The 21374-nt window shown below is 73.6% G+C and carries 21 protein-coding genes; 15 read left to right on the forward strand and 6 right to left on the reverse strand.

What is annotated here, in order from left to right; all coding sequences use genetic code 11:
- Nucleotides 1-741: an SAM-dependent methyltransferase gene (locus ACTWM8_RS02315; RefSeq protein WP_446212344.1), complete on the reverse strand. Its 741-nt coding sequence runs from the start codon at nucleotides 739-741 to the stop codon at nucleotides 1-3.
- Between the two features lie 112 nt (nucleotides 742-853).
- Here ACTWM8_RS02315 and ACTWM8_RS02320 point away from each other — a divergent pair, with 112 nt between their 5' ends.
- Complete coding sequence (locus tag ACTWM8_RS02320; protein ID WP_446212345.1) at nucleotides 854-1153, forward strand: DUF1330 domain-containing protein; 300 nt, start codon at nucleotides 854-856, stop codon at nucleotides 1151-1153.
- Between the two features lie 33 nt (nucleotides 1154-1186).
- Here the strand turns inward: ACTWM8_RS02320 and ACTWM8_RS02325 are convergent, their stop codons facing one another.
- Nucleotides 1187-1999 carry a VHL beta domain-containing protein gene (locus ACTWM8_RS02325; RefSeq protein ID WP_446212346.1) on the reverse strand — a complete coding sequence of 271 codons (813 nt, stop codon included), beginning with the start codon at nucleotides 1997-1999 and terminating at the stop codon, nucleotides 1187-1189.
- A gap of 451 nt (nucleotides 2000-2450) precedes the next feature.
- Here ACTWM8_RS02325 and ssd point away from each other — a divergent pair, with 451 nt between their 5' ends.
- The 7 genes from ssd (at nucleotide 2451) to ACTWM8_RS02360 (ending at nucleotide 7636) form a co-directional block, all read left to right on the forward strand.
- Nucleotides 2451-3506, forward strand: coding sequence for a septum site-determining protein Ssd (gene ssd / locus ACTWM8_RS02330; protein WP_446214442.1), 1056 nt, complete (start codon nucleotides 2451-2453; stop codon nucleotides 3504-3506).
- Entirely contained in the window at nucleotides 3503-4708 is a 1206-nt protein-coding gene (locus ACTWM8_RS02335; protein ID WP_446212347.1) for a TadA family conjugal transfer-associated ATPase, read from the forward strand. The genes ssd and ACTWM8_RS02335 overlap by 4 nt, the downstream gene beginning before the upstream one ends.
- Complete coding sequence (locus tag ACTWM8_RS02340; protein WP_446212348.1) at nucleotides 4705-5979, forward strand: hypothetical protein; 1275 nt, start codon at nucleotides 4705-4707, stop codon at nucleotides 5977-5979. The genes ACTWM8_RS02335 and ACTWM8_RS02340 overlap by 4 nt, the downstream gene beginning before the upstream one ends.
- Nucleotides 5976-6716, forward strand: coding sequence for a type II secretion system F family protein (locus tag ACTWM8_RS02345; RefSeq protein WP_446212349.1), 741 nt, complete (start codon nucleotides 5976-5978; stop codon nucleotides 6714-6716). The genes ACTWM8_RS02340 and ACTWM8_RS02345 overlap by 4 nt, the downstream gene beginning before the upstream one ends.
- Before the next feature lie 64 nt (nucleotides 6717-6780).
- Nucleotides 6781-6909 carry a DUF4244 domain-containing protein gene (locus tag ACTWM8_RS02350; protein ID WP_208418639.1) on the forward strand — a complete coding sequence of 43 codons (129 nt, stop codon included), beginning with the start codon at nucleotides 6781-6783 and terminating at the stop codon, nucleotides 6907-6909.
- Nucleotides 6906-7274, forward strand: coding sequence for a TadE family type IV pilus minor pilin (locus ACTWM8_RS02355; RefSeq protein WP_446212350.1), 369 nt, complete (start codon nucleotides 6906-6908; stop codon nucleotides 7272-7274). Before ACTWM8_RS02350 ends, ACTWM8_RS02355 begins: the two co-directional genes overlap by 4 nt.
- A gap of 17 nt (nucleotides 7275-7291) precedes the next feature.
- On the forward strand, nucleotides 7292-7636 hold the full coding sequence (locus ACTWM8_RS02360; RefSeq protein WP_446212351.1) for an Rv3654c family TadE-like protein: 345 nt from the start codon (nucleotides 7292-7294) through the stop codon (nucleotides 7634-7636).
- Between the two features lie 134 nt (nucleotides 7637-7770).
- On the opposite strand, the gene ACTWM8_RS02365 is transcribed toward ACTWM8_RS02360, so the two are convergent.
- From ACTWM8_RS02365 to ACTWM8_RS02375, 3 genes are read right to left on the reverse strand one after another with little or no spacing between them, the layout of a single operon-like run.
- Nucleotides 7771-8349 (reverse strand): hypothetical protein, encoded by a 579-nt coding sequence (locus ACTWM8_RS02365; protein WP_446212352.1) that lies wholly within the window; start codon nucleotides 8347-8349, stop codon nucleotides 7771-7773.
- Nucleotides 8350-8396: 47 nt separating this feature from the next.
- The gene (locus ACTWM8_RS02370; protein ID WP_446212353.1) at nucleotides 8397-8528 is read right to left on the reverse strand and encodes a hypothetical protein; all 132 of its coding nucleotides are present in this window, start codon (nucleotides 8526-8528) and stop codon (nucleotides 8397-8399) included.
- 25 nt (nucleotides 8529-8553) lie between these two features.
- Nucleotides 8554-11094 (reverse strand): DEAD/DEAH box helicase, encoded by a 2541-nt coding sequence (locus ACTWM8_RS02375; RefSeq protein ID WP_446212354.1) that lies wholly within the window; start codon nucleotides 11092-11094, stop codon nucleotides 8554-8556.
- 140 nt (nucleotides 11095-11234) lie between these two features.
- On the opposite strand from ACTWM8_RS02375, the gene ACTWM8_RS02380 reads away from it, so the two are divergent.
- The 6 genes from ACTWM8_RS02380 to topA all read left to right on the forward strand — a co-directional run bounded on the left by ACTWM8_RS02380 (nucleotide 11235) and on the right by topA (nucleotide 19224).
- Nucleotides 11235-11591 carry an STAS domain-containing protein gene (locus tag ACTWM8_RS02380; RefSeq protein WP_346537014.1) on the forward strand — a complete coding sequence of 119 codons (357 nt, stop codon included), beginning with the start codon at nucleotides 11235-11237 and terminating at the stop codon, nucleotides 11589-11591.
- On the forward strand, nucleotides 11588-12025 hold the full coding sequence (locus ACTWM8_RS02385) for an ATP-binding protein (protein WP_088959228.1): 438 nt from the start codon (nucleotides 11588-11590) through the stop codon (nucleotides 12023-12025). The genes ACTWM8_RS02380 and ACTWM8_RS02385 overlap by 4 nt, the downstream gene beginning before the upstream one ends.
- A 319-nt stretch (nucleotides 12026-12344) precedes the next feature.
- The gene (locus ACTWM8_RS02390) at nucleotides 12345-14696 is read left to right on the forward strand and encodes a sodium-translocating pyrophosphatase (RefSeq protein WP_446212355.1); all 2352 of its coding nucleotides are present in this window, start codon (nucleotides 12345-12347) and stop codon (nucleotides 14694-14696) included.
- Between the two features lie 114 nt (nucleotides 14697-14810).
- Nucleotides 14811-15353, forward strand: a complete 543-nt coding sequence (locus tag ACTWM8_RS02395; RefSeq protein WP_377609847.1) for a hypothetical protein — start codon at nucleotides 14811-14813, stop codon at nucleotides 15351-15353.
- Nucleotides 15344-15961 carry a hypothetical protein gene (locus tag ACTWM8_RS02400; RefSeq protein WP_446212356.1) on the forward strand — a complete coding sequence of 206 codons (618 nt, stop codon included), beginning with the start codon at nucleotides 15344-15346 and terminating at the stop codon, nucleotides 15959-15961. The genes ACTWM8_RS02395 and ACTWM8_RS02400 overlap by 10 nt, the downstream gene beginning before the upstream one ends.
- A gap of 437 nt (nucleotides 15962-16398) precedes the next feature.
- Nucleotides 16399-19224, forward strand: a complete 2826-nt coding sequence (gene topA / locus ACTWM8_RS02405) for a type I DNA topoisomerase (protein ID WP_446212357.1) — start codon at nucleotides 16399-16401, stop codon at nucleotides 19222-19224.
- A 32-nt stretch (nucleotides 19225-19256) separates the two neighbouring features.
- Here topA and ACTWM8_RS02410 read toward each other — a convergent pair whose 3' ends face one another.
- Complete coding sequence (locus ACTWM8_RS02410) at nucleotides 19257-20561, reverse strand: D-arabinono-1,4-lactone oxidase (RefSeq protein ID WP_446212358.1); 1305 nt, start codon at nucleotides 20559-20561, stop codon at nucleotides 19257-19259.
- A gap of 227 nt (nucleotides 20562-20788) precedes the next feature.
- On the opposite strand from ACTWM8_RS02410, the gene ACTWM8_RS02415 reads away from it, so the two are divergent.
- Entirely contained in the window at nucleotides 20789-21361 is a 573-nt protein-coding gene (locus ACTWM8_RS02415) for a TetR family transcriptional regulator (protein WP_088959222.1), read from the forward strand.
- Nucleotides 21362-21374 lie beyond the last annotated feature (13 nt).

Raw genomic sequence — 21374 nt, forward strand, 5'->3', positions numbered from 1 at the left:
TCAGCGACCGAGGACGAAGTACGCAAGACCCAGGACGCCGCGGTAGATGCCGACGTACTCGCGCAGCCGGTCATCGAGTTCCTCGCGTACCTCCGTCGCGCGAGGGTCTTCCGGGTGTTGCAGCAGCCACTCCTGCTGTCCCGCGCGCCAGGTTGACTCGAAGTCGTCCCATTCTCGCTGGTCGGCGGTGCTGAAGTGCAGGACTCTCCAGCCGAGTCCACGGGCGAGCTCGATGAGATCCGCGAGCGGCACCGTCTCTTCTCCGAAGATCTCTACCGCCTCGGTCGTTGGCGGCCGCTCCCAGTACGCGTCGCCGAACAGGAGGCGGCCACCAGGCCGTACAGACTCGGCGAGTGCCTTGAGGGCATCGGCCGTCCCACCGAAGGCATGCGAGGAGCCAACGCACAGGACACGATCGCCGGTCTCCCGCGAGGAGGCCGCTTCCCCCTTCACGAAGGTGACGTGCCTGTCCAGTGAGCGGTCAGCCGCCAGTGCCCGTCCCCTCGCGAGAGCAGCATCATCCGTATCGACACCGACGCCTGTCGTCACAGATGCGCCGCTCACTCCGGCGGCAACCGCCCTCAGCAGCAACTCGCCCCACCCGCAACCGAGATCAAGTACTCGCGTCCCGGGCCGGATGTCAAGCCGCTGCAAGAGCAGAGCGGCATGCTCGTCCGACAGTGGCGTGTTCCAGCGCATCCGCGCATAGCGCAAAGCGGCAAGGTCCTCAGTCGTCTGCATCCGCCGAGGGTGGCAACTCCTGGCCGGCGGCGCATCCCGTTTCGCGACCACCACGGCAACAGGCCGGGTTCCGTCGGAGCCGGGCGATGCTACTCGTGAGTAACATGAGCCCATGACCGTGTACGCGCTCGCGCAGATCTCCATCCACGACCGGCAGCGGTACGACCGGTACGTCGCCGCCTTCATGCCGGTCCTCGCCAAGTACGACGGACGCCTCCTCGCTGCCGACGAGCGCCCGCAGGTCGTCGAGGGCACCTGGCCCTACGACAAGGTCATCCTCATGTCGTTCGACAGTCGCGAGAGCTTCGAGCGCTGGGCCAACTCCCCCGAATACCGGGAGATCTCCCGGGACCGCGTGGCGGCGACGGACGGCGTCGTCCTGGTGGCCGACGGCGTCTCCGGCAGCCGGTGATCCAGGCCAGGCACGAATCCCGGGCGCCCGTCCCTATCGGATCACCGCCCTGCTGACGTCGGGCGCGGGCAGGAAGCAGACCAGCCCGCGCCCGCCGGCGTCGGTGACCACCCACGGGTGGCCCAGGTAGGTCTGCTGCCGGTACGACCGGCCCGGATCCAGGACGGCGTACCGGCGCCGCTGACCGTCGTAGTCGAGCCAGTGCACCACGACCTCGGAGTCCCGCCGGTTGACGAAGTCGACGAACGTCTCCGCGCCGCCGCCGCTGGAGCGCAGCGACGGTTCGCGCGACGGGGGCAGCGGCGGGAGTTCGTCCGATCGGGGCTGCCCGGGCGGGGTGGTCGACGGACGAGGACGGGTGGTCGTACCCCCGGCAGGGTGGGGCGGCCGGTCGGTGGGTGACGCGGCGGGGCTGGGCGACCGCACCGAGGCCCGGGTGGAGAGGGACACCGGCGCGGGGGAGAAGCTGACGGTGGGTTGGCCGCTCGCCGGCTCGGGCACGACCGCCTGGTCGAGCCGGGTGGCTGGCGCGGCGACCGGCGGGCCTTCCTCGGGGCGCGGCGGAGCCGTCCAGATCGGCCACGACGCGACGGCGAGGGTGGCGAGCGCGCCGACCACGGCGCAGCCCAGCACCAGCGCCCGCCCCGGACCGCCGGCGCGGGGTGACGGCCCGTGGGCGACCGGCCGCGCCGGTCCCGGCGCGGGATCGCCGCCGCGGCGCCGTGCGTCTCCAGGTGCGATCGACGGGTACGGCGGGAGTCCGCCCACACGGCGGGGCTCGGGCAGCCAGCCCCCGATGCGCAGGGACGCGTCGGGGCGGTGGGTCTCGTCGGACGGATCGGCCATGGCCCCGTTCCCGGGCAGCGCAGCCACCTCGGTCGGTGGCATGGGGACACCGATTATCGGCGGGCCGTGTCCCCGGCCGTCAATGGGTCACGGGTGGAGAACGGGGCGATGATTGTCCGCCCTCTGGGGCCGCTGAGCTGCGACCCCGGCAATTCTCCGCGGTTGATCGGGCAGTTCTCCGCCGGGCCGGTGCGGCGACGTGACGCGTCGTCTCCCAACGGCGCTGCGTCGGTCTTCGGCAACATCGTGGGAAGCGGATCGCCTTAGCAGATCCACCGGCTGGGCGCGGGCTGTCCACAGAGGCGGGTGTTGTCCACAGGCGACCGGTTGAGGCCGGTGAACCGGAGGGTAATCGGAGCAGGGTCTGGGTCAGCACCCCCGAGCCGGACCGCTGGAGGCCGCGATGCCACCCCGTACCTCACTTCCGCCGCACCGGCGGCTGCCGCTCCTGGTGACCTCGGACGGTGACCTCCTCGACGAGCTGCTCCGGCTCGCCGCCGCAGGCGGTACGGAGGTCGAGCTGGCCGCCGATCCCGCCGCCGCCCGCGCCCGGTGGCTGCCGGCGCCGCTGGTGCTGGTCGGCCGGGACCAGGCGCAGGCGTGCCTGCGGGCGCGGCTGCCCCGGCGGCCTCGCACGGTCCTGGTCGGCCGCACCGGGGAGCTGGACCCGGCATGGGAGGTCGCCGACCTGATCGGCGCGGAACACGTGGCCACCCTCCCGGCAGCCGAGCCCTGGCTGGTCGACCGGTTCACCGAGTGCGGGTCCGACCGCCCGTTCGGCGGGCCGGCGCGGACCGTCGCGGTGCTCGGCGGGCGGGGCGGCGCGGGGGCCAGCGTGTTCGCCGGCGCTCTCGCGGTCACCGCCGCCCGGGCCCGCCTGCGCACCCTGCTGGTCGACGCCGATCCGCTCGGCGGCGGCCTCGACCTCGTTCTCGGCTGGGAGGAGCTGGACGGCCTGCGCTGGCCGGCGCTCACCGACGCCGACGGCCGGGTGGACGCGCCGGCGTTGGTCCGTGCGCTGCCCAGCCGGGGTGACCTGGTGGTGCTCTCCTGGGACCGGGGAGACCTGCTGGCCCTGCCCGCGCAGGCGATGGCCGCCACGGTTGACGCCGCCCGGCGTGGCCGAGACTTCGTGGTGGTCGACGTGCCCCGCCAGCTCGACGACGCGGCGGTGGTCGCGTTGCAGTCGGCCGACCAGGCGTACCTGGTGGTACCGGCTGAGCTGCGGGCGGTCGCGGCGGCGGCCCGGGTGGTCGCCGCAGCCGCCCCGCACTGTGCTGCGCTCGGCGTGATCGTTCGCGGGCCGGCGCCCGGCCGGTTGAAGGCGACCGAGGTGGCGCGCGCTCTCGGTCTCCCGCTCGTCGGCACGCTACGGCCCGAGCCGGCGTTGTGCCGAGGGCTGGAACGGGGCGAGGCGCCGGCCGGGGCCGGGCGGGGCCCGCTCGCCGCGCTCTGCCGGCGGATCGTCACCGAGCTGACCGGCCTGCCGGTCCCCGGTGCGGCATGACCGGCCAGCCCGACGACCTGCCCGCCCGGGTCCGGCAGCGGATGGCCGGCACCGGCACCCCGGTCACCCCGGCCGCGATCGTCTCCGCCGTCCGGGCCGAGCCCACCGCCGCCGTCCTCGGTGACACCGCCGTGCTGCGGATGGCCGACCAGGTGCGCGACGCCCTGGTCGGTGCCGGGCCGCTCGCCCCGCTGTTGGCCGATCCACAGGTCACCGACGTGCTGGTCAACGGCACCCGGGTCTGGGTCGACCGGGGCGAGGGCCTGCGGCAGGTGGCGGTGCCGCTCGGCTCCCTCGACGACGTACGGCGGTTGGCGCAGCGGCTCACCGCGGCCGCCGGCCGCCGGCTCGACGACGGCTCCCCGTACGCGGACGCGCGGCTGCGCGACGGCACCCGGCTGCACGCCGTACTGCCCCCGGTGGCGACCGACGGCCCCTACCTGTCCCTGCGTACCTTCCGGCAGCGGCCGTTCACCCTCGACGACCTGGTACGCCAGGGCACCGTCCCACGACCGGTCGCCCCGGTGCTGGCGGCGGTGGTGGCCGCCCGGCTGGCGTACCTGGTCACCGGCGGCACCGGCTCAGGCAAGACCACCCTGCTCAACACGCTGCTCGGGCTGGTGCCCTCGACCGAGCGGATCGTGCTGGTCGAGGACGCCGCCGAGCTGCACCCGGTGCATCCGCACGTGGTGGGGCTCCAGGCCCGTACGGCCAATGTGGAGGGCACCGGCGCGGTCGGGCTCAGCGAGCTGGTCCGGCAGGCGCTGCGGATGCGCCCCGACCGGCTGGTGGTCGGGGAGTGCCGGGGCGGGGAGGTGGTCGACCTGCTCGGCGCCCTCAACACCGGCCACGACGGCGGTGCCGGGACGCTGCACGCGAACACCCCGGCCGACGTGCCCGCCCGGTTGGAGGCGCTCGGACTGCTCGGCGGGCTGCCCAGGGCCGCGCTGCACGCCCAGGTGACCGCCGCGCTCCAGGTGGTGCTCCAGGTACGCCGCGGCCCGCGCGGCCGGGTGCTGGAGTCGATCTGCCTCCTGCTGCCGGAGGGGCCCGACCGCCTGGTCACCGTCGTGCCTGCCTGGGTGCGTGGACGGGGGCTGGGGCTGGCCGGTCGGGCCCTCGGCACGCTGTTGCGGGACCGGGGCGTGGCGGTGCCGCCGATCCTCTGCGAGCCGTGGCCGGGGTCGGCGGGCCCGGCATGAGTCTCCCGATCTGGCTGGTGGCGGCGCTGCTGGTGGGCGCGGCGGCGGTGGTGGCCTGGCCGGCCCGCAGCAGCCGCCGGCGACGCCGCGCCCTGCTCGGTGCCGGCGCACCCGGCCAACCCGCACCCACGCCGCACGACGCCGAGTCGTTCCGCACCGCCCCGACCGCCTTCCTCCCGTCCGAGCCCTCCACCGAAGTGCCGCGGACACCACCATCGGTTGTCGCCGCCCCGGCCGCCCTTATCGCGTCCGGGTCCGCCACCGAAGTGCCGCGGACGGCGCCACCGGTTGTCGCCGCTCCGGCCGCGGTCGTACCGTCCGGCCCGCGCCGGTCGGGCGGGACGAGATCGAGCAGACTTGCCCCTCACACCGACGGCCCGTGCACCGTGGCGGTGGCCGTCGGAGGCCCGACGCCTGCTCCCATGGCCGGCGGCCGGCTTGCCGGTCCGGCGGGAGCGCTGACCAGGCCACCGTCGTTCCGGCCGCCCGGTCGGCGCGACTCCCGCCGACCGCTGGAGCCGTTGCGGCTCGGCGTGGGCGAGATCCGCCGCCTCCATCGAGCCGCCGGTTCGGACGGCGGCCGGACCGCCGACACCGCCGCGCGGTGGTCGGGCGCGTTGACCACTGGCTGGCCGCCGGTGCAGGCCGTGGAGAGGTTCAGGGGGCTCCTCGCGGCGCTGGTGGCTCGCCCACGCCGGACGTTGCTCCTGGTCGGGCTCGTGGCGGCGGCCCTCGGCGCCCTCGCCGCCGGACCGGTCGCCGGGGTCCTCCTCGGCGGGTACGGCTCGCTCGGCGCCCGGGCCGTGCTCCGGCGGCGGGCGGCGCGGCACGCGGTCGGGGAGCGCCGCCGCAGGTTGGACCAGCTCTGTGGTCTCGCCGCCGACCTGCGGGCCGGACTGCCCGTTCCCACGCCGGACGACGACGGGGACCGCCTCGGGAGCCTGACCCGGGCCGCGGTGCGGCTCGCCGACCGGACCGGTGCCCCGTTGGCCGAACTCCTCGAACGCGTCGAAGCCGACGCCCGTGCGCTGGACCGGGGGTTGGCCGCCGCCTCCGCCCAGGCCGCCGGCGCCCGGGCCACCGCGCTGCTGCTCGCCGCCCTGCCGCTCGGCGGGATCGGCCTCGGCTACGGCATCGGCGCCGATCCGGTCGCGGTGCTGCTGCACACCCCGGTCGGGGCGGTCAGTGCGCTGACCGCCATGGGGTTGCAGATCGGTGGTCTGCTCTGGGCGGAGCGGTTGGGCGGCACGCCGGACGCGAGCGCCCGATGAACCGGCAGGAGTTGGCAGCCGGCGCTCTCGTCGCCGCGGCGGCCCTGGTGGTGGCGCTCCGCGCGCCGGGCGTCCGCCCCTCCCGACGGTTGCGGGGACTGGGCCCCCAGGTCCGGCCGGCGGCAGACCGGCGCCCGACGTGGTGGCCGGACCGCGTACGGCTCGGTGCCGGGCTGGCCGGAGTGGCGGTGGCGGTCCTGCTCGGCGGGATGTCGGGTTGCCTCGTCGGGGCGGTGACCGCGCTGGTGGCGGATCGACTGCTCCGGCGGATCGAGCCCCCGGCCGCCCGGAACCGCCGGCTGCGCGAGGCCGCCGACCTTCCGCTGGCCGCCGACCTGCTGGCGGCGACGTTACGTGCCGGCGCGCCGGTCGACCGCTCGGTACTCGAGGTCGCCGACGCCCTCGGCGGGCCGCTGGCCGAGCGGCTCCACCGGATCGGCCGGACGCTGCTGCTGGGCGGCGCACCCGACGAGGCCTGGGCGCACCTCGGCGCGGTACCGGGGGCCGACCGGCTGGTCGCCGCCGCGTTGCGCACCTCGCGCAGTGGAGCCGCGCTCGCCGGGGCGCTGACCCGGGTCGCCGATGACCTGCGGGCGGACCGGTCCATCGCCGCCGAGGCGTCGGCCCGCCGGGCGGGCGTGCTCATCGTGCTGCCGCTGGGGCTCTGCTTCCTGCCGGCCTTCATTCTCGCCGGCTTGGTGCCGGTGATCGTCGCCGTTCTCGGCGACGTGCTGTGAGAAACCATCGAGAAGGGACACGCCAGTGCGCAGACTCCTCGCCCGGCTCCGGGGGGACGCCGGGATGAACACCGCCGAGTACGCCGTCGGCACGCTCGCCGCGGTCGCCTTCGCGGGCATCCTGCTCAAGGTGCTCACGTCCGGCAACGTGCAGTCCGCCCTGACCGCCGTCATCGACCGGGCGTTGAAGTGAGCCGGCGCCGGCCGGCCGGTCGTGACCGCGGTTCGTTCACGGCCGAGCTGGCGGCCGGCCTGCCGGCGCTGCTCCTGCTCCTGCTCGCCGGCCTCACCGCGGTCGACGCGGTCACCACGAAGGCCGCCTGCCTGGACGCGGCCCGGGAGGCGGCACTCGCCGCCTCCCGAGGTGAGAGCGGCACGGCGGCCGGGATGCGGATCGCACCCCCGGGCGCGGTCGTCTCGGTGTCGGTGAACGGCGAGCGGGTCACCGCCACCGTTCGGGCGCCCGTCCGGGCGCTCGGTGCGCGACTACCCCGGATCACCGTGGCCGCGACCACGGTCACCGCCGTCGAGCCGGGCTCGCCCGGGGCGCAGCCGTGACGCCGGGGCGACCCGGTGTGTCCGACCGAGGCGGGGCGACGGTGTGCCTGCTCGTCGTCGGCCTGGTGTTCGTCCTGGTCGGGGTCATCGGTGCGGCGATCGGCACCGCCCGGACGGCCCGGCACCAGGCCCGGGTCGGCGCCGACTTCGCGGCGCTCGCCGGGGCGGGCCGGGCGCTGGACGGGGACGGCGTGGCCTGCGCCGCGGCCGCCGAGATCGCCCGGGCCAACGGCGCCCGGCTGGCCGGCTGCCGCCTGGACGGCCTGGACGTGCTGGTGACCGTGGAGGTGCCGGTGACCCCGCTGCCGGGCTTCCGGCGGACCGCCACGGCCACCTCCCGCGCCGGCCCGATCCGCGACTGACTGTTCGGCCCGGGTCGCCTGAGAGGAACCGGCGATGAGAACCGGTTCCGCCTCGTGCGGCGACATACGCCGTGGAGCAGCGACAAAGCGGCCGGGTGCGCGCCTGCAGCACGCGCCCCCGGCCGGTCGGCGGGTCAGCGGCTCTGCAGCGCGTCCAGCCCGATCGCCATGGCGATCACCAGGCGGCGGTCCACCTGCGGGTTCTGCACCTCGACGACGTACTTGTCGCGCAGGCCCCACTTCTTGACGACCGAGAAGACCGGCTGGCCCCCGGCGACGAAGTCGAAGTGGTACGGCAGCCAGGAGAGCGAGTCCACGAACCGGCGCAGCAGCGCCACCGGCATGCTCCGCTCCTGACCGGTGATCTGCGGCAGGCCGGGCTGCTCGACGTGCCAGGTCGAGCGCAGCAGCGACTGGGCGAAGTCCTTGCGGAACAGCCCGATCGAGTTGCCGGCCGCGTCGGTGACGTCGTACGTGGCGCCGAGGTCGAGCCGCTGCCGGGCCTTGAAGCCGAGCAGGGGCTGCTGCTTGGAGTCGTCGGTGTAGATCGTGACCTGCTCCTTGAAGGCGAGCCGCTTCTGCTGCGCGAACGCCAGCAGCTCTCCCTCGGTGCCGTCCGGGGCCACGGCGCGGACCTCGTACTGGTTGACCATCATCCGGATCCGCTGCCGGACGTGGAACTGGTGCTGCGTCTGCAAGTTGTCGAGCTGCATGTATATCTCCTCCGAAGTTTGCGCCGGAGTCTCGCACAACCAGCGGCTCAGCGTCCGCCCTCGACCGTTGCCTTCAGCGCCCAGGCGTTGAGCACCTGGTGAATTCCGCGCAGTCGCTCGTTGATCTGCCATCCATGGAAGCGCTCCCATGCATCAATGCCCACCGCCGTGCAGGTCATGCACGCATCCGGGAAAGCGGAAGGTTCAGCCCGGGGGAGCGACGTCGGCGCCAGCGCCCGCCCGCCCGTCCTGACGCGGTAGGACCGGTGCTGCGGACGAGGGGTCGACCGGCGAACCGGCGGTCGCGGCCGAGGGGGCCGGCTGGTCGGCCGCCGCCGGTGCAGCGTCCCCCGACCAGGCCGGAACGTCGCCCTCCGGCAGCGCCGACGCCGGGTCGGTGTCGCGGGGCAGGTTGGCGAGCACCACGTCGAGGACCCGGACGGCGTCCGGCTTGGAGAGCGGGTTGTTGCCGTTGCCGCACTTCGGCGACTGCACGCAGGACGGGCAGCCCGCCTCGCAGCCGCACTCGGCGATCGCGTCCCGGGTGGCGCGCAGCCAGGCCGCGGCCGTCCCGTACGCCCGCTCGGCGAAGCCCGCCCCGCCGGGGTGACCGTCGTAGACGAAGACGGTCGGGGCCTCGGTGTCCGGGTGCACGGCGGTGGAGAGCCCGCCGATGTCCCAGCGGTCGCAGGTGGCCATCAGCGGCAGCAGCCCGATCGCGGCGTGCTCGGCGGCGTGCAGCGCCCCCGGGACGTCGGCCGCCGCCACCCCGGCGAGAGCCAGCGACTGCGGGGAGAGGGTGAACCAGACCGCGACGGTGCGCAGCTCCCGGGCCGGCAGGTCCAGCGGTCGGGTGTCGATCACCTCGCCGGAGGCGATCCGCCGCCGCTGGTACGACACCACCTGGCTGGTCACGTCCACCTCGCCGAGGAAGAGCCCGACCGGCCCGGCGTCCACGTAGGAGCGGACCGACACCACCGAGAGCGAGGTGACGTCGCGGGCGTGGGTGGACCAGTCCGGCTCCTCGGCGTGCACCAGCGCGCACCCGTCGGCCAGGTCCAGCGAGTCGACCACGTACGAGACGCCCTGGTGCAGGTAGACCGCGCCGGAGTGGATGAGGAAGTGCGACGAGCCGCCGTCGACGGTGCCGAGCAGCCGCCCGGTCGAGGCTTCCACCACGCAGACCGGCGCGCCGCCCTCGCCGCGCAGGTCCACCTCGGGCCGCTCCCGGTGCCGCCAGTACCAGCCGGTCGGCCGCTGCCGCAGTGCCCCCGCCGTGACCAGTTCCTCGACGGCCTCCTTCGCCCCGTCGCCGAAGAGGTCCAGGTCGGCCGGGGTGAGCGGGGCCTCCGCCGCCGCGCAGGCGAGCTGCGGGGCGAGCACGTACGGGTTGGCCGGGTCGAGCACGGTGGCCTCGACCGGCCGCCCGAACAGCGCCTCCGGGTGGTGCACCAGATAGGTGTCGAGCGGATCGTCCCGGGCCACCAGCACCGCCAGCGCCTCGTCGCCGGAGCGGCCGGCCCGCCCGGCCTGCTGCCAGAGCGACGCCCGGGTGCCCGGCCAGCCGCAGATCAGCACGGCGTCCAGCCCGACCAGGTCGACGCCGAGTTCCAGCGCGTTGGTGGAGGCGAGGCCGAGCAGGTCGCCGTGGAGCAGGGCGCGTTCCAGCTCGCGCCGCTCCTCGCGCAGGTAGCCGGCCCGGTAGGCGGCCACCCGGTCGCCGAGCCCGGGCACCGCCTCGTCGAGCGCCCGCCGCGCGTTCGCGGCCACCACCTCGGCGCCCTTGCGGGAGCGGACGAAGGCCAGCGTGCGTACCCCCTCGGCGACGGTGTCGGCGAGCAGGTCCGCGGTCTCCCGCAGCGCCGACCGGCGCACCGGCGCGAGGTCCGCGACCTCCCCCGAGGAATCGGGGAGCAGCGGCGGCTCCCAGAGCGCGAAGGTCACCCCGCCGCGCGGCGAGGTGTCCTCGGTGACGGCCGCCACCGGCAGGCCGGTGAGCCGCCCGGCCGCCGCCGCCGGGTCGCCGGAGGTCGCCGAGGCCAGCACGAAGACGGGGGTACGGCCGTACTTCGCGCACTGCCGGCGCAGGCGGCGCAGCACGTGCGCGACGTGCGAGCCGAACACGCCCCGGTAGGTGTGGCACTCGTCGATCACCACGTACGCCAGCCGGCGCAGGAAGCCGGACCAGTTCGCGTGCCCGGGGAGGATGCCGTGGTGCAGCATGTCCGGGTTGGTCAGCACGAACCGGGAGTGCCGGCGGATCCACTCCCGCTCGGCGCGCGGGGTGTCCCCGTCGTAGGTGGCGGGGCGTACCCCGTCGAGTTCCAGGCCGGCGACGGCGCGGAGCTGGTCGGCGGCGAGCGCCTTGGTCGGGGCCAGGTAGAGCACGGCGGCCCTGGGGTCGGCGAGCAGGGTGGCCAGCGCGGGCAGCTGGTAGGCCAGCGACTTGCCGGACGCCGTGCCGGTGGCCACCACCACGTGCTGCCCCGCGTACGCCAGCTCGGCGGCCTCGGCCTGGTGCCGCCAGGGCGCGACCACGCCGCGCCGGGCGAACGCCGCCCGCAGGTCCTCGGGAGCCCACCGCGGCCAGGGGGCCGGCTCGCCGGGTCGGGCCGGGACCCGCTCGACGTGGGTGACCGGATCGTCGCCGTGCCGGGCGCGCAGCCGGCGCAGCAGGTCGCCCGGCGCCGCCGTCGGCGGTCGACCGGGGCCGGGACCTGCGGATACGGTGGCTGCGGGATTCACGTCCTGCACTCTCGCACTGGTGTTCGGAGGTGAACAACTCCGGGCGTGGGTAAGGAGAAGCCTCCGCCGGTGACCAGAAGCCGTCGTGGCGGGGATGGTTAGATGCCCAGGAGAGTTTACGGCTCTCGGAGGAGGGACTGATGGAGCTGTCGCTGGCGACCCGCACCGTGGGGGAGCACACGGTGCTCGAGGTCGGCGGTGAGGTGGACGTCTACACCGCCCCCCGCCTGCGCGAACGGCTCCTCGAGCTGATCGACGGTGGCTCCCGGCGGGTGATCGTCGACCTCGGCCGGGTGGACTTCCTCGACTCGACCGGCCTCGGCGTGCTGGTCGGCGCCCTTAAGCGGCTCCGCTCGGCCGGTGGCTCCTTCGCCCTGGTCTGCGACAAGGAGCCGCTGCTCAAGATCTTCCGGATCACCGCGCTGGACCAGGTGTTCCCGCTGCACCCCACGGTCGAGGCGGCGATCGCGGCGGACCCCACCGGCGCCGGCGCGTGATGGCGACGGTCCGACTCTCCTTCTCGCCGGCTCCGGTGCACGTGCGCACCGCCCGCCTGGTCGGCGTCGCGGTGGCCCGCCGGGCCGGGGTGCGCGAGAACCTGCTCGACGAGGTGCGGCTGGCCATCGGCGAGGCGTGCACCCGGGCGGTCGCGCTGCACCGGCAGTACGGGCTGCCCGACCCGGTGCTGGTGGAGATGTCCGACGCCGGGGCGTACTCGGTGCGGGTGGTGGACCGGGCGCCGATCGAGGCCGGCATCGGGCTGGCCGCGTTGAACGCCGACGACCTGGCCAACGAGTCGCTGACCGACGAGGCGCTGACCACCGGTGTCGGCTTCGCCCTGCTCGCCGGTTTCGTGGAGGATCTCCAGGTCCGTCCGGTCGACGAGGGTGTCGGCACCGAGGTCCGGATGGTGTGGCCGGTCGGCCGCTGACCTGCGCACTCTGCGTCATCGAGGCCGCGACCCTTCGGGGTCGCGGCCTCGACGTGCTGATGGGCTCCTATATCAGATTTTTCCTCATAACACAGTTACAAAGATCATCCGGACACGGCGTCCCCCGGATGTGACCTCCAACACTGCACGGGGCTACAGTACCGGGGTTGTCAGCAAGTGATCCTTCCCGCAACCAGCGGGTATGTGCGTTCATCGCTGGTCCGGTGGGGTGGGTTGGTGCGCTTGCGCAACCGCATCCAGGCGTCGGGTCAGTGCGTCCGCTGGCCGGCGCGACAGTGTTCGGTACAGGAGGACATAGATGTCCGGGACTTTGGCCGCCGATGGCGGCGCGCTGTCCCTTTCCGGAGGAAACCTGACGTACGTCGTCATCGCCGCGGTGATCGCGCTGGTGGCACTCGTCTTCGCCGCCGCCTTGACCAAGGCCGTGCTGGCAGCCGGTAAGGGCACCACCAACATGCAGGAGATCTCCGGAGCGGTACAGGAGGGCGCCTCCGCGTACCTGCTCCGGCAGTTCAGGACGCTGGCGATCTTCGTCGTCGTCGCCGTCGTGCTCCTCTTCCTGCTCCCGGTGCACGACACCGACGGCAGCGAGCTGGCGGTGAAGCTCGGCCGGTCGGCCTTCTTCGTGGTCGGTGCCCTGTTCAGCGCGTCCATCGGTGGCGCCGGCATGTGGCTGGCCACCCGCGCCAACCTGCGGGTCGCCGCGGCGGCCCGCGAGGCGCAGGGCGGGCGCGAGGCCGCCATGAAGATCGCCTTCCGCACCGGCGGCGTGGTCGGCTTCCTCACCGTCGGGCTCGGCCTCTTCGGCGCCGCGATGGTCGTCCTGCTCTTCAAGGGGGACGCGCCGACGGTGCTGGAGGGCTTCGGCTTCGGCGCCGCCCTGCTGGCCATGTTCATGCGGGTCGGCGGCGGCATCTTCACCAAGGCCGCCGACGTCGGCGCCGACCTGGTCGGCAAGGTCGAGCAGGGCATCCCCGAGGACGACCCGCGCAACGCGGCCACCATCGCGGACAACGTGGGCGACAACGTCGGCGACTGCGCCGGCATGGCCGCCGACCTGTTCGAGTCGTACGCGGTGACCCTGGTCGCGGCCCTGATCCTGGGTCGCGCCGCGTTCGGCGAGGACGGCCTGGTCTTCCCGCTGATCATCTCCACCATCGGTGTCCTCGTCGCGATCGTCGGCGTCTTCATCACTCGGCTGCGCGTCTCGGACCGCAACGGCCTGACCGCGATCAACCGGGCCTTCTACCTCTCCGCGGTGATCTCGGCGGTGCTGGTGGCGATCGCCGCCTTCGCCTACCTGCCGGCGACCTTCGCCGAGCTGGAGGGCGGGCTGACCGACGTCGACCAGAACCCGCGGATCGTCGCCATCGGCGCGGTCGTCATCGGCATCGTGCTGGCCGCCGCCATCCAGGCGCTGACCGGCTACTTCACCGAGACCAACCGGCGCCCGGTGCAGGACATCGGCAAGAGCTCGCAGACCGGCGCGGCCACCGTCATCCTCGCCGGCATCAGCGTCGGCCTGGAGTCGGCCGTCTACTCGGCGCTGCTGATCGCCGCCGGCGTCTTCGGGGCGTTCCTGCTCGGCGGCAGCTCCATCACGCTCTCGCTCTTCGCGGTCGCGCTGGCCGGCACCGGCCTGCTCACCACCGTCGGCGTGATCGTCGCGATGGACACCTTCGGCCCGATCTCCGACAACGCGCAGGGCGTGGCGGAGATGTCCGGCGACATCGACGAGAACGGCGCCCGGATCCTCACCGAGCTGGACGCGGTCGGCAACACCACCAAGGCGATCACCAAGGGCATCGCGATCGCCACGGCGGTGCTCGCCGCGACCGCCCTGTTCGGCTCGTACACCGACACCCTGCGCACCGCGTACGCCGACGCCGGGGTCGGGGACGTCGGCACCGAGATCCTCAACTCGCTGAACGTGTCCAACCCGCGCAACCTGGTCGGCCTGATCATCGGCGCGGCGGTGGTCTTCCTCTTCTCCGGGCTCGCCATCAACGCGGTGTCCCGCTCGGCGGGGGCCGTGGTGATGGAGGTCCGCCGGCAGTTCCGCGAGCTGCCCGGGATCATGGACCGCACCCAGCGCCCCGAGTACGGCAAGGTCGTCGACATCTGCACCCGGGACGCGCAGCGCGAGCTGATGACCCCCGGTCTGCTGGCCATCCTCGCGCCGATCGCGGTCGGCTTCGGCCTCGGGCCCGGCGCGCTGGCGGCGTACCTGGCCGGGGCGATCGGTGCCGGCACGCTGATGGCGGTCTTCCTGGCCAACTCCGGTGGCGCCTGGGACAACGCCAAGAAGCTGGTCGAGGACGGCGCGTACGGCGGCAAGGGCTCCGAGTCGCATGCCGCGACGGTCATCGGCGACACCGTCGGTGACCCGTTCAAGGACACCGCCGGCCCGGCGATCAACCCGCTGATCAAGGTGATGAACCTGGTCTCGCTGCTGATCGCGCCGGCCGTGGTGGCGTGGAGCGTCGGCGCCGACCGCAACACCCCGCTGCGGTTGACGATCGCGCTGGTCGCGACCCTGATCGTGGTGGCCGCGGTGGTGTTCAGCAAGCGCAAGGGCGTGGCGATGGACTCCTCCGACGGCGGCTCCGGCGCGGGCAGCCCGGAGCGGGCGGAGACGGTCAACGCCTGAGGCGACGGTGGGTTCCCGGTCGGCCGACCGCCGGCCGGGAACCCGTCCGCCGCGCCCCGAGGGCGGCAAACCTGAGCGGTGGCGCATCGGCGCGGAGGCCGTACGCTGCAACGCATGCGTACGTGCCGGGCGACAGCCGCCGGAAAGCTCACGGTGGTCCTGGCCACGCTCGTGCTCGCCGTCGCCGCCTGCGGCGGAGGGCCCACCCCGCGGGCCTGGGCCGCCTCGGTCTGCGAGGCGCTCACCCCCTGGCGGGCCGAGATCAGCAAGCTCACCAGCAGCACCGACCAGCAGATGACCGCGCAGACCACCCCGGCGCAGGCCAAGGAGAACCTGGTCCGGCTCTTCGCCGGCGCGGCGGACGCCAGCGAGACCGCCCGGCGCAGGGTCGCCGACGCCGGTGTCCCCGAGACCGAGCACGGCGAGGAGATCTCCAAGGGGTTCCAGACCACCCTGGAGAAGGTCCGGGACGCGTACGGCCGGGCCCGCGACACCATCGACGGGCTCGGCACCGGCGAGGCCACCACCTTCTACGACGGCGTCAAGGCCACGGTCGAGACGCTCACCAAGGAGTACGACGCGAGCGCGCTGGACACCAGCCGGCTCAACGATCAAGAGCTCAAACAGGCTTTTCACGAGGTTCCGGAGTGTCGCTGACCCCTCCCGACTCACCCCCCGAACCGGTGCGCCAGCTCTCGCTGTTCGGCACCGAGGCGGCGGACCCGTCCGTCGCCGACCTGGCCGGCCTGCTCGCCGGCCCCGGCGAGGTGGGCCGGATGGGGCGTACCGCCCGACTGTCGATCGTGGTCGACGCCGCCTGGCGGGTGCACGTGCTCGTCGCCGAGCTGGGGTTACGGGGGCTGGCCGCGAGCTGGGAGGCGACCGAGGACCAGCGCTACGCCGTGCGCACCTCGTACGCGCGGACCCTCGCGCCGCTGGCGACGGCCTGGCTGACCGACGCGGGCCGCAAGCGCCCGCCCGCGCATTTCCATCTCAACGGTCGGCGGTTGCGGCTCTGGCTGGCCGCCGCCGGCCGGCCCGACCCCGCGGGGTTCCTGCTCGGGCTCGGCCCGGGTGACCAGGAGTGGTGGCCGACGGTGCGGGCGGCGCTCGCCGCCGTTGGCCTGCCGACGGCGGTGTCGGAGCCGGACGACGGCGGGCCGGCCTTCCGGATCGCCGGGCGTCGGCGGTTGACCCGGCTGGCCGAGCTGGTCGGCGAGCGGCCGTCGGCCACCCCGCCGGACGCCTGGCCGACCCCGACCTGACCACCGGCTCAGGGACGGGGACGGGTTTGCAAGATCGACTCCATGGCGCCGAGGTGGCGGGATCAGGGCCACCGGGACACCGCCGCCTCGCCGTAACGGAGTCGATCAGGCCGGGTCAGGCGGGCGCGGCGACGAGGTGTCCGATCGAGGACAGCCGGGCGGCGTCTCGGCCGGTAAAACGGCTTGGTGACCCTCGGCTGAGGGTCCGCCATCGTCACAGTGGCCCGCCTCCGGCCCTACCCACGGTGTACGGTGGCGCCGTCCGGCCCGTGAAGCCCGCGCGGCGCCGTGGCGCCCGCCGCGCGGAGGCTGTTTGTCGCCCGCGAAACCCGAAACCCCGGCGGCGCGTTACGTTGGACATCCGGACCGCCGGTGGTCCGGTGGGGTGCAACACGGCCCGAATCGGGCATGGAGCAGGAGTGAGGTCGGGGAGAGACGTGCCGAGCAACGCTGGAACCACCCGTCTGGTCATCGTCGAGTCACCGGCGAAGGCCAAGACGATCTCGGGCTACCTCGGCCCGGGATACGTCGTGGAGGCCAGCTTCGGCCACGTCCGGGACCTGCCGCGCAACGCCGCCGACGTGCCCGCCAAGTACAAGGGCGAGGCGTGGGCCCGGCTCGGGGTGGACGTCGACAACGGCTTCCACGCCCTCTACGTCGTCTCCGCGGACCGTAAGCAGCAGATCAGCAAGCTGGTGAAGCTGGCCAAGGAGGTCGACGAGATCTTCCTGGCGACGGATGAGGACCGCGAGGGCGAGGCCATCGCCTGGCACCTGGTGGAGACGCTCAAGCCCAAGGTGCCGGTCCGGCGGATGGTCTTCCACGAGATCACCAAGCCGGCGATCCAGGCCGCGGTGGCCAACCCCCGGGAGATCGACCGCGACCTGGTCGACGCCCAGGAGGCGCGCCGCATCCTCGACCGGCTCTACGGCTACGAGGTCTCGCCGGTGCTGTGGAAGAAGGTCATGCCGAAGCTCTCGGCGGGCCGGGTGCAGTCCGTGGCGACCCGGATCGTGGTCGAGCGGGAGCGCCAGCGGATGGCCTTCCGCACCGCCGAGTACTGGGACATCCTGGCCACCCTGGCCGTGGCGAACGCCGGCGAGGGCCCGCGGACCTTCAACGCCACCCTGGTCGCGCTGAACGGCGACCGGATCGCCACCGGCAAGGACTTCGAGCCCACCACGGGTCGGGTCCGGGCCGGCGCCGGCGTGGTGCACCTGGACGAGGGCGGCGCCCGGGGCCTGGCGGCCCGCCTCGACGGGCGGCCGTTCACCGTCACCCGGGTCGAGGAGAAGCCCTACCGCCGCCGCCCCTACGCGCCGTTCATCACCTCCACCCTCCAGCAGGAGGCGGCCCGCAAGCTGCGCCTCTCCTCGCAGCAGACGATGCGCACCGCGCAGCGCCTCTACGAGAACGGCTACATCACCTATATGCGTACCGACTCGGTGAACCTGTCGGAGACCGCCATCTCGGCGGCCCGCCGCCAGATCGTCGAGCTGTACGGCGAGCGCAGCGTGCCGCCGGAGCCGCGCCGCTACACCGGCAAGGTGAAGAACGCGCAGGAGGCGCACGAGGCGATCCGCCCGGCGGGGGACAACTTCCGCACCCCGGGCGAGGTGGCCAAGGAGTTGTCGGCCGAGGAGTTCAAGCTCTACGAGCTGATCTGGCGGCGCACCATCGCCTCGCAGATGACCGACGCGGTCGGCTCCAGCGTCTCGGTGCGCATCCGCGCCGTCTCCTCCGCGCAGGAGGAGGCCGACTTCGGCGCGACCGGCAAGACCATCACCGACCCGGGCTTCCTGCGGGCGTACGTCGAGTCGAGCGACGACGAGAACGCCGAGGCCGAGGACGCCGAGCGCCGGCTGCCCACCCTGGTCAAGGACCAGCCGCTGACCGCCGACGAGCTGGCCGCGCAGGGCCACCACACCCAGCCGCCGTCGCGCTACACCGAGGCGTCGCTGGTCAAGGCGCTGGAAGAGCTGGGCATCGGCCGCCCGTCGACGTACGCGTCGATCATGCAGACCATCCAGGACCGCGGGTACGTCTCCAAGCGCGGCCAGGCGATGATCCCGTCCTTCCTGGCGTTCGCGGTGATCGGGCTGCTGGAGCGGCACTACCCGCGCCTGATCGACTACGACTTCACCGCCAGCATGGAGAACGAGCTGGACGAGATCGCCGGCGGTGAGCACGCCGCGGTCGACTTCCTCACCTCCTTCTACTTCGGCAGCGCCAACGGCACCGGCGACCAGGCCATCGCCCACGCCGGCGGGCTGAAGAAGCTGGTCACCGAGAACATCACCGACATCGACGCGCGCAGCGTCAACTCGATCCCGCTCTTCACCGACGACGAGGGCCGCGAGGTCGTCGTCCGGGTGGGCCGGTTCGGGCCGTACCTGCAGCGGGCGGTGCCGGGCGAGCAGCCCGCGCCGAAGGCGGAGGGCGAGGAGGGCGGCGCCCCGGGCGACCGGGCACCGATCCCCGAGGGGCTGGCGCCCGACGAGCTGACCCCGGAGAAGGTGCACGAGCTGTTCCTCGGCGGCGGGGGCGAGCGCAAGCTCGGCGACGACCCGGCCACCGGCGAGCCGATCCTGCTCAAGTCCGGCCGGTTCGGCCCGTACGTGGCCAGCGGCGAGCGCAAGTCCTCGCTGCTGCGCTCGCAGACGCCGGACTCGCTCACCCTCGACGAGGCGTTGAAGCTGCTCAGCCTGCCCCGGCTGATCGGCGTGGCCCCCGACGGGGTCGAGGTCTTCGCCAACAACGGCCGCTACGGCCCGTACGTCAAGCGCGGTGACGAGTTCCGTTCGCTGGACTCGGAAGACAAGATGTTCACCGTCACGCTGGACGAGGCGCTGGCGCTGCTGGCCGCCCCGAAGGCCCGCCAGCGCCGCGCCGCCGCGCCGCCGCTGCGGGAGATGGGCGTCGACCCGCTGAGCGAGAAGCCGCTGGTCATCAAGGACGGCCGATTCGGGCCGTACGTGACCGACGGCGAGTTCAACGCGTCGCTGCGCCGGGGCCAGACCCCGGAGGAGCTGACCATCGAGCAGGCCTCCGAGATGCTGGCCGAGAAGCGGGCGAAGGGGCCGGCTCCGAAGAAGAAGGCGGCCGCCAAGAAGGCCCCGGCCAAGAAGGCGACGGCGGCGAAGAAGACCGCCGCGGCCAAGTCGACCGCGGCCAAGAAGACCACCACCGCCAAGGCGACGGCGGCCAAGAAGGCTCCGGCGAAGAAGGCCGCCCCGAAGAAGGCGGCCAGCTCCGCCGAGTGACGGACCCCGGGCCCTCGGTGCCCGGGGAGCACTCAGCCGAGGATCCGGTCCAGGTGCGGGTTGGTGAAGAGCCGGTCCGGGTCCAGGCGGTCGCGGACCGCCAGGAAGTCGGCGAAGCGGGGGTACGCCGTGGCGAGTGACGCCGCGTCCCGGTAGTGCAGCTTGCCCCAGTGCGGCCGGCCGCCGAGGTCGGTCGCCACCTGCTCGAAGGCCCGGAAGTACGGCTCGTACGGCATGCCGACGTACTGGTGGATCGCCACGTACGCGGACTCCCGGCCGTAGCCGTGCGACAGCCAGATGTCGTCGGCGGCGGTGAACCGCACCTCGACCGGGAAGAGCACCTTGAACGGCAGCCCGTCGACGATCCGCCGGAGCGCGTCGAGCGCGGTCGGCAGGGCGGCGCGCGGCAGGGCGTACTCCATCTCCACGAAGCGGACCCGGCGCGGGGTGCAGAAGACCGTGTCCGAGCGGCCGGTGTAGGTGCGTTCGGTGAGCGCCCGGGCGGAGACCGCGCTGATGGTCGGGGCCAGCGCCGGCACGGCGCGGCCCAGCCGGCAGGCCCCGGCGAAGACGGTGTTGGCGAGGAAGTCGTCGTCCAGCCAGCCGCGCCACCGGGGCAGCGGCCGGTCGTCGGCGGGCACCCGGTCGTTGGTCTTGACCTGCACCCGCGCGGTGTACGGGAACCAGTAGAACTCGACGTGGTCGTGCGCGTCGATCAGTGTCGGCAGCTCGGCGAGCACCGAGTCCAGCGGCGCGGGGCGCTCGTGGGCGCGCAGCACGAAGGCGTCGACGCAGCGCAGGGTCACCTCGACCAGCACGCCGAGCGCGCCCAGCCCGACGCGGGCGGCGGCGAAGACGTCCGGCTGCTCGTCGGCGGAGCAGCGCAGCACCTCGCCGGTGCCGGTGACCAGGGTCAGCGCCGTGACGAAGGTGGACAGGCAGCCGTATCCTGCTCCGGTGCCGTGGGTGCCGGTGGAGATCGCGCCGGCGACGGTCTGGGCGTCGATGTCGCCGAGGTTGGGCAGCGCGAGCCCGTGCCGGGCGAGCAGCGCGTTGAGCGTGTGCAGGGTCATCCCGGCGGGCACGGTGACCAGGCGTCGGTCCCGGTCGACCCGGACGTCGGTCGCCAGGCTGGTCAACTCGATCCGCCGACCGTCGGCCACGGCGATCGGGGTGAACGAGTGGCCGCTGCCGACCACCCGGATGCGTTCACCGGCGGCGGCGGCGTCCCGGACGGCCTCGGTGACGGCGTCCAGCGTGGCGGGGCGCAGGATGGCGGTGGCGATGCTGTGCTGGTTGCCGGCCCAGTTGGACCATGCGGTGGCGGTACCGGCCATCGGCGCGCTCCTCGACATGAATATGAACTGACTTCATATCAGGAACGTTGTTCCTGGTAAATACCGCAATCGAGGTCCGCTCGTTGTACCGGTAGTCACGGACTCGTGACAACCAGATATGTTCTTCCGTCGAAGGGGGGTGGCGCCGAGTGTCCACACCAGCCGCCACGACCGGGCCGCTGCGCCGCGTTCCGGTGCAGGGTCGAAGTGTCGCGCGGGTCCAGCGGATGTTGGACGCCTGTGCCGAACTCGTCGACGAAGTGGGGTACGAGGGACTGACCACCACGCTGCTCGCCGAACGTGCCGAGGTGGCGATCGGGTCGGTCTACCAGTTCTTTCCGGACAAACGGGCGATCGTGCAGGCGCTGACCCTGCGCACGATGGAGTCCTACCTGCAGCGGCTCGACGAGCGGTTCGCCTCGGACGACCTGACCCACTGGTGGGACGGTGTCGACGCGGGGATCGACGAGTACATCACGATGCACCGGACGGTCCCGGGGTTCCGTACCCTGCACTTCGGCGACGTGGTCGACCTGCACCTGCTCGATGAGCAGCGGGACAACAACGGCGTGATCGCCGACCAGTTGGCCCGGGTGCTGACCGAGCGGTTCGGCATGACCGACGAACCGCGGCTGCGGTTCTGCCTGGAGATCGCCGTCGAGGCCGCGGACGCCCTGATCAAGCTGGCGTTCCGCCGCAAGCCCGAGGGCGACGAGCGGGTCCTCGCCGAGGCCAAGGCGCTGATCCGCGAGTACCTGCACCGCCACGTGGACGCCACCGAGGCCGTCCAACCCGGCTGACGGCCCCGGCCGG

Source organism: Micromonospora sp. IBSANI012 (genome assembly GCF_052814045.1).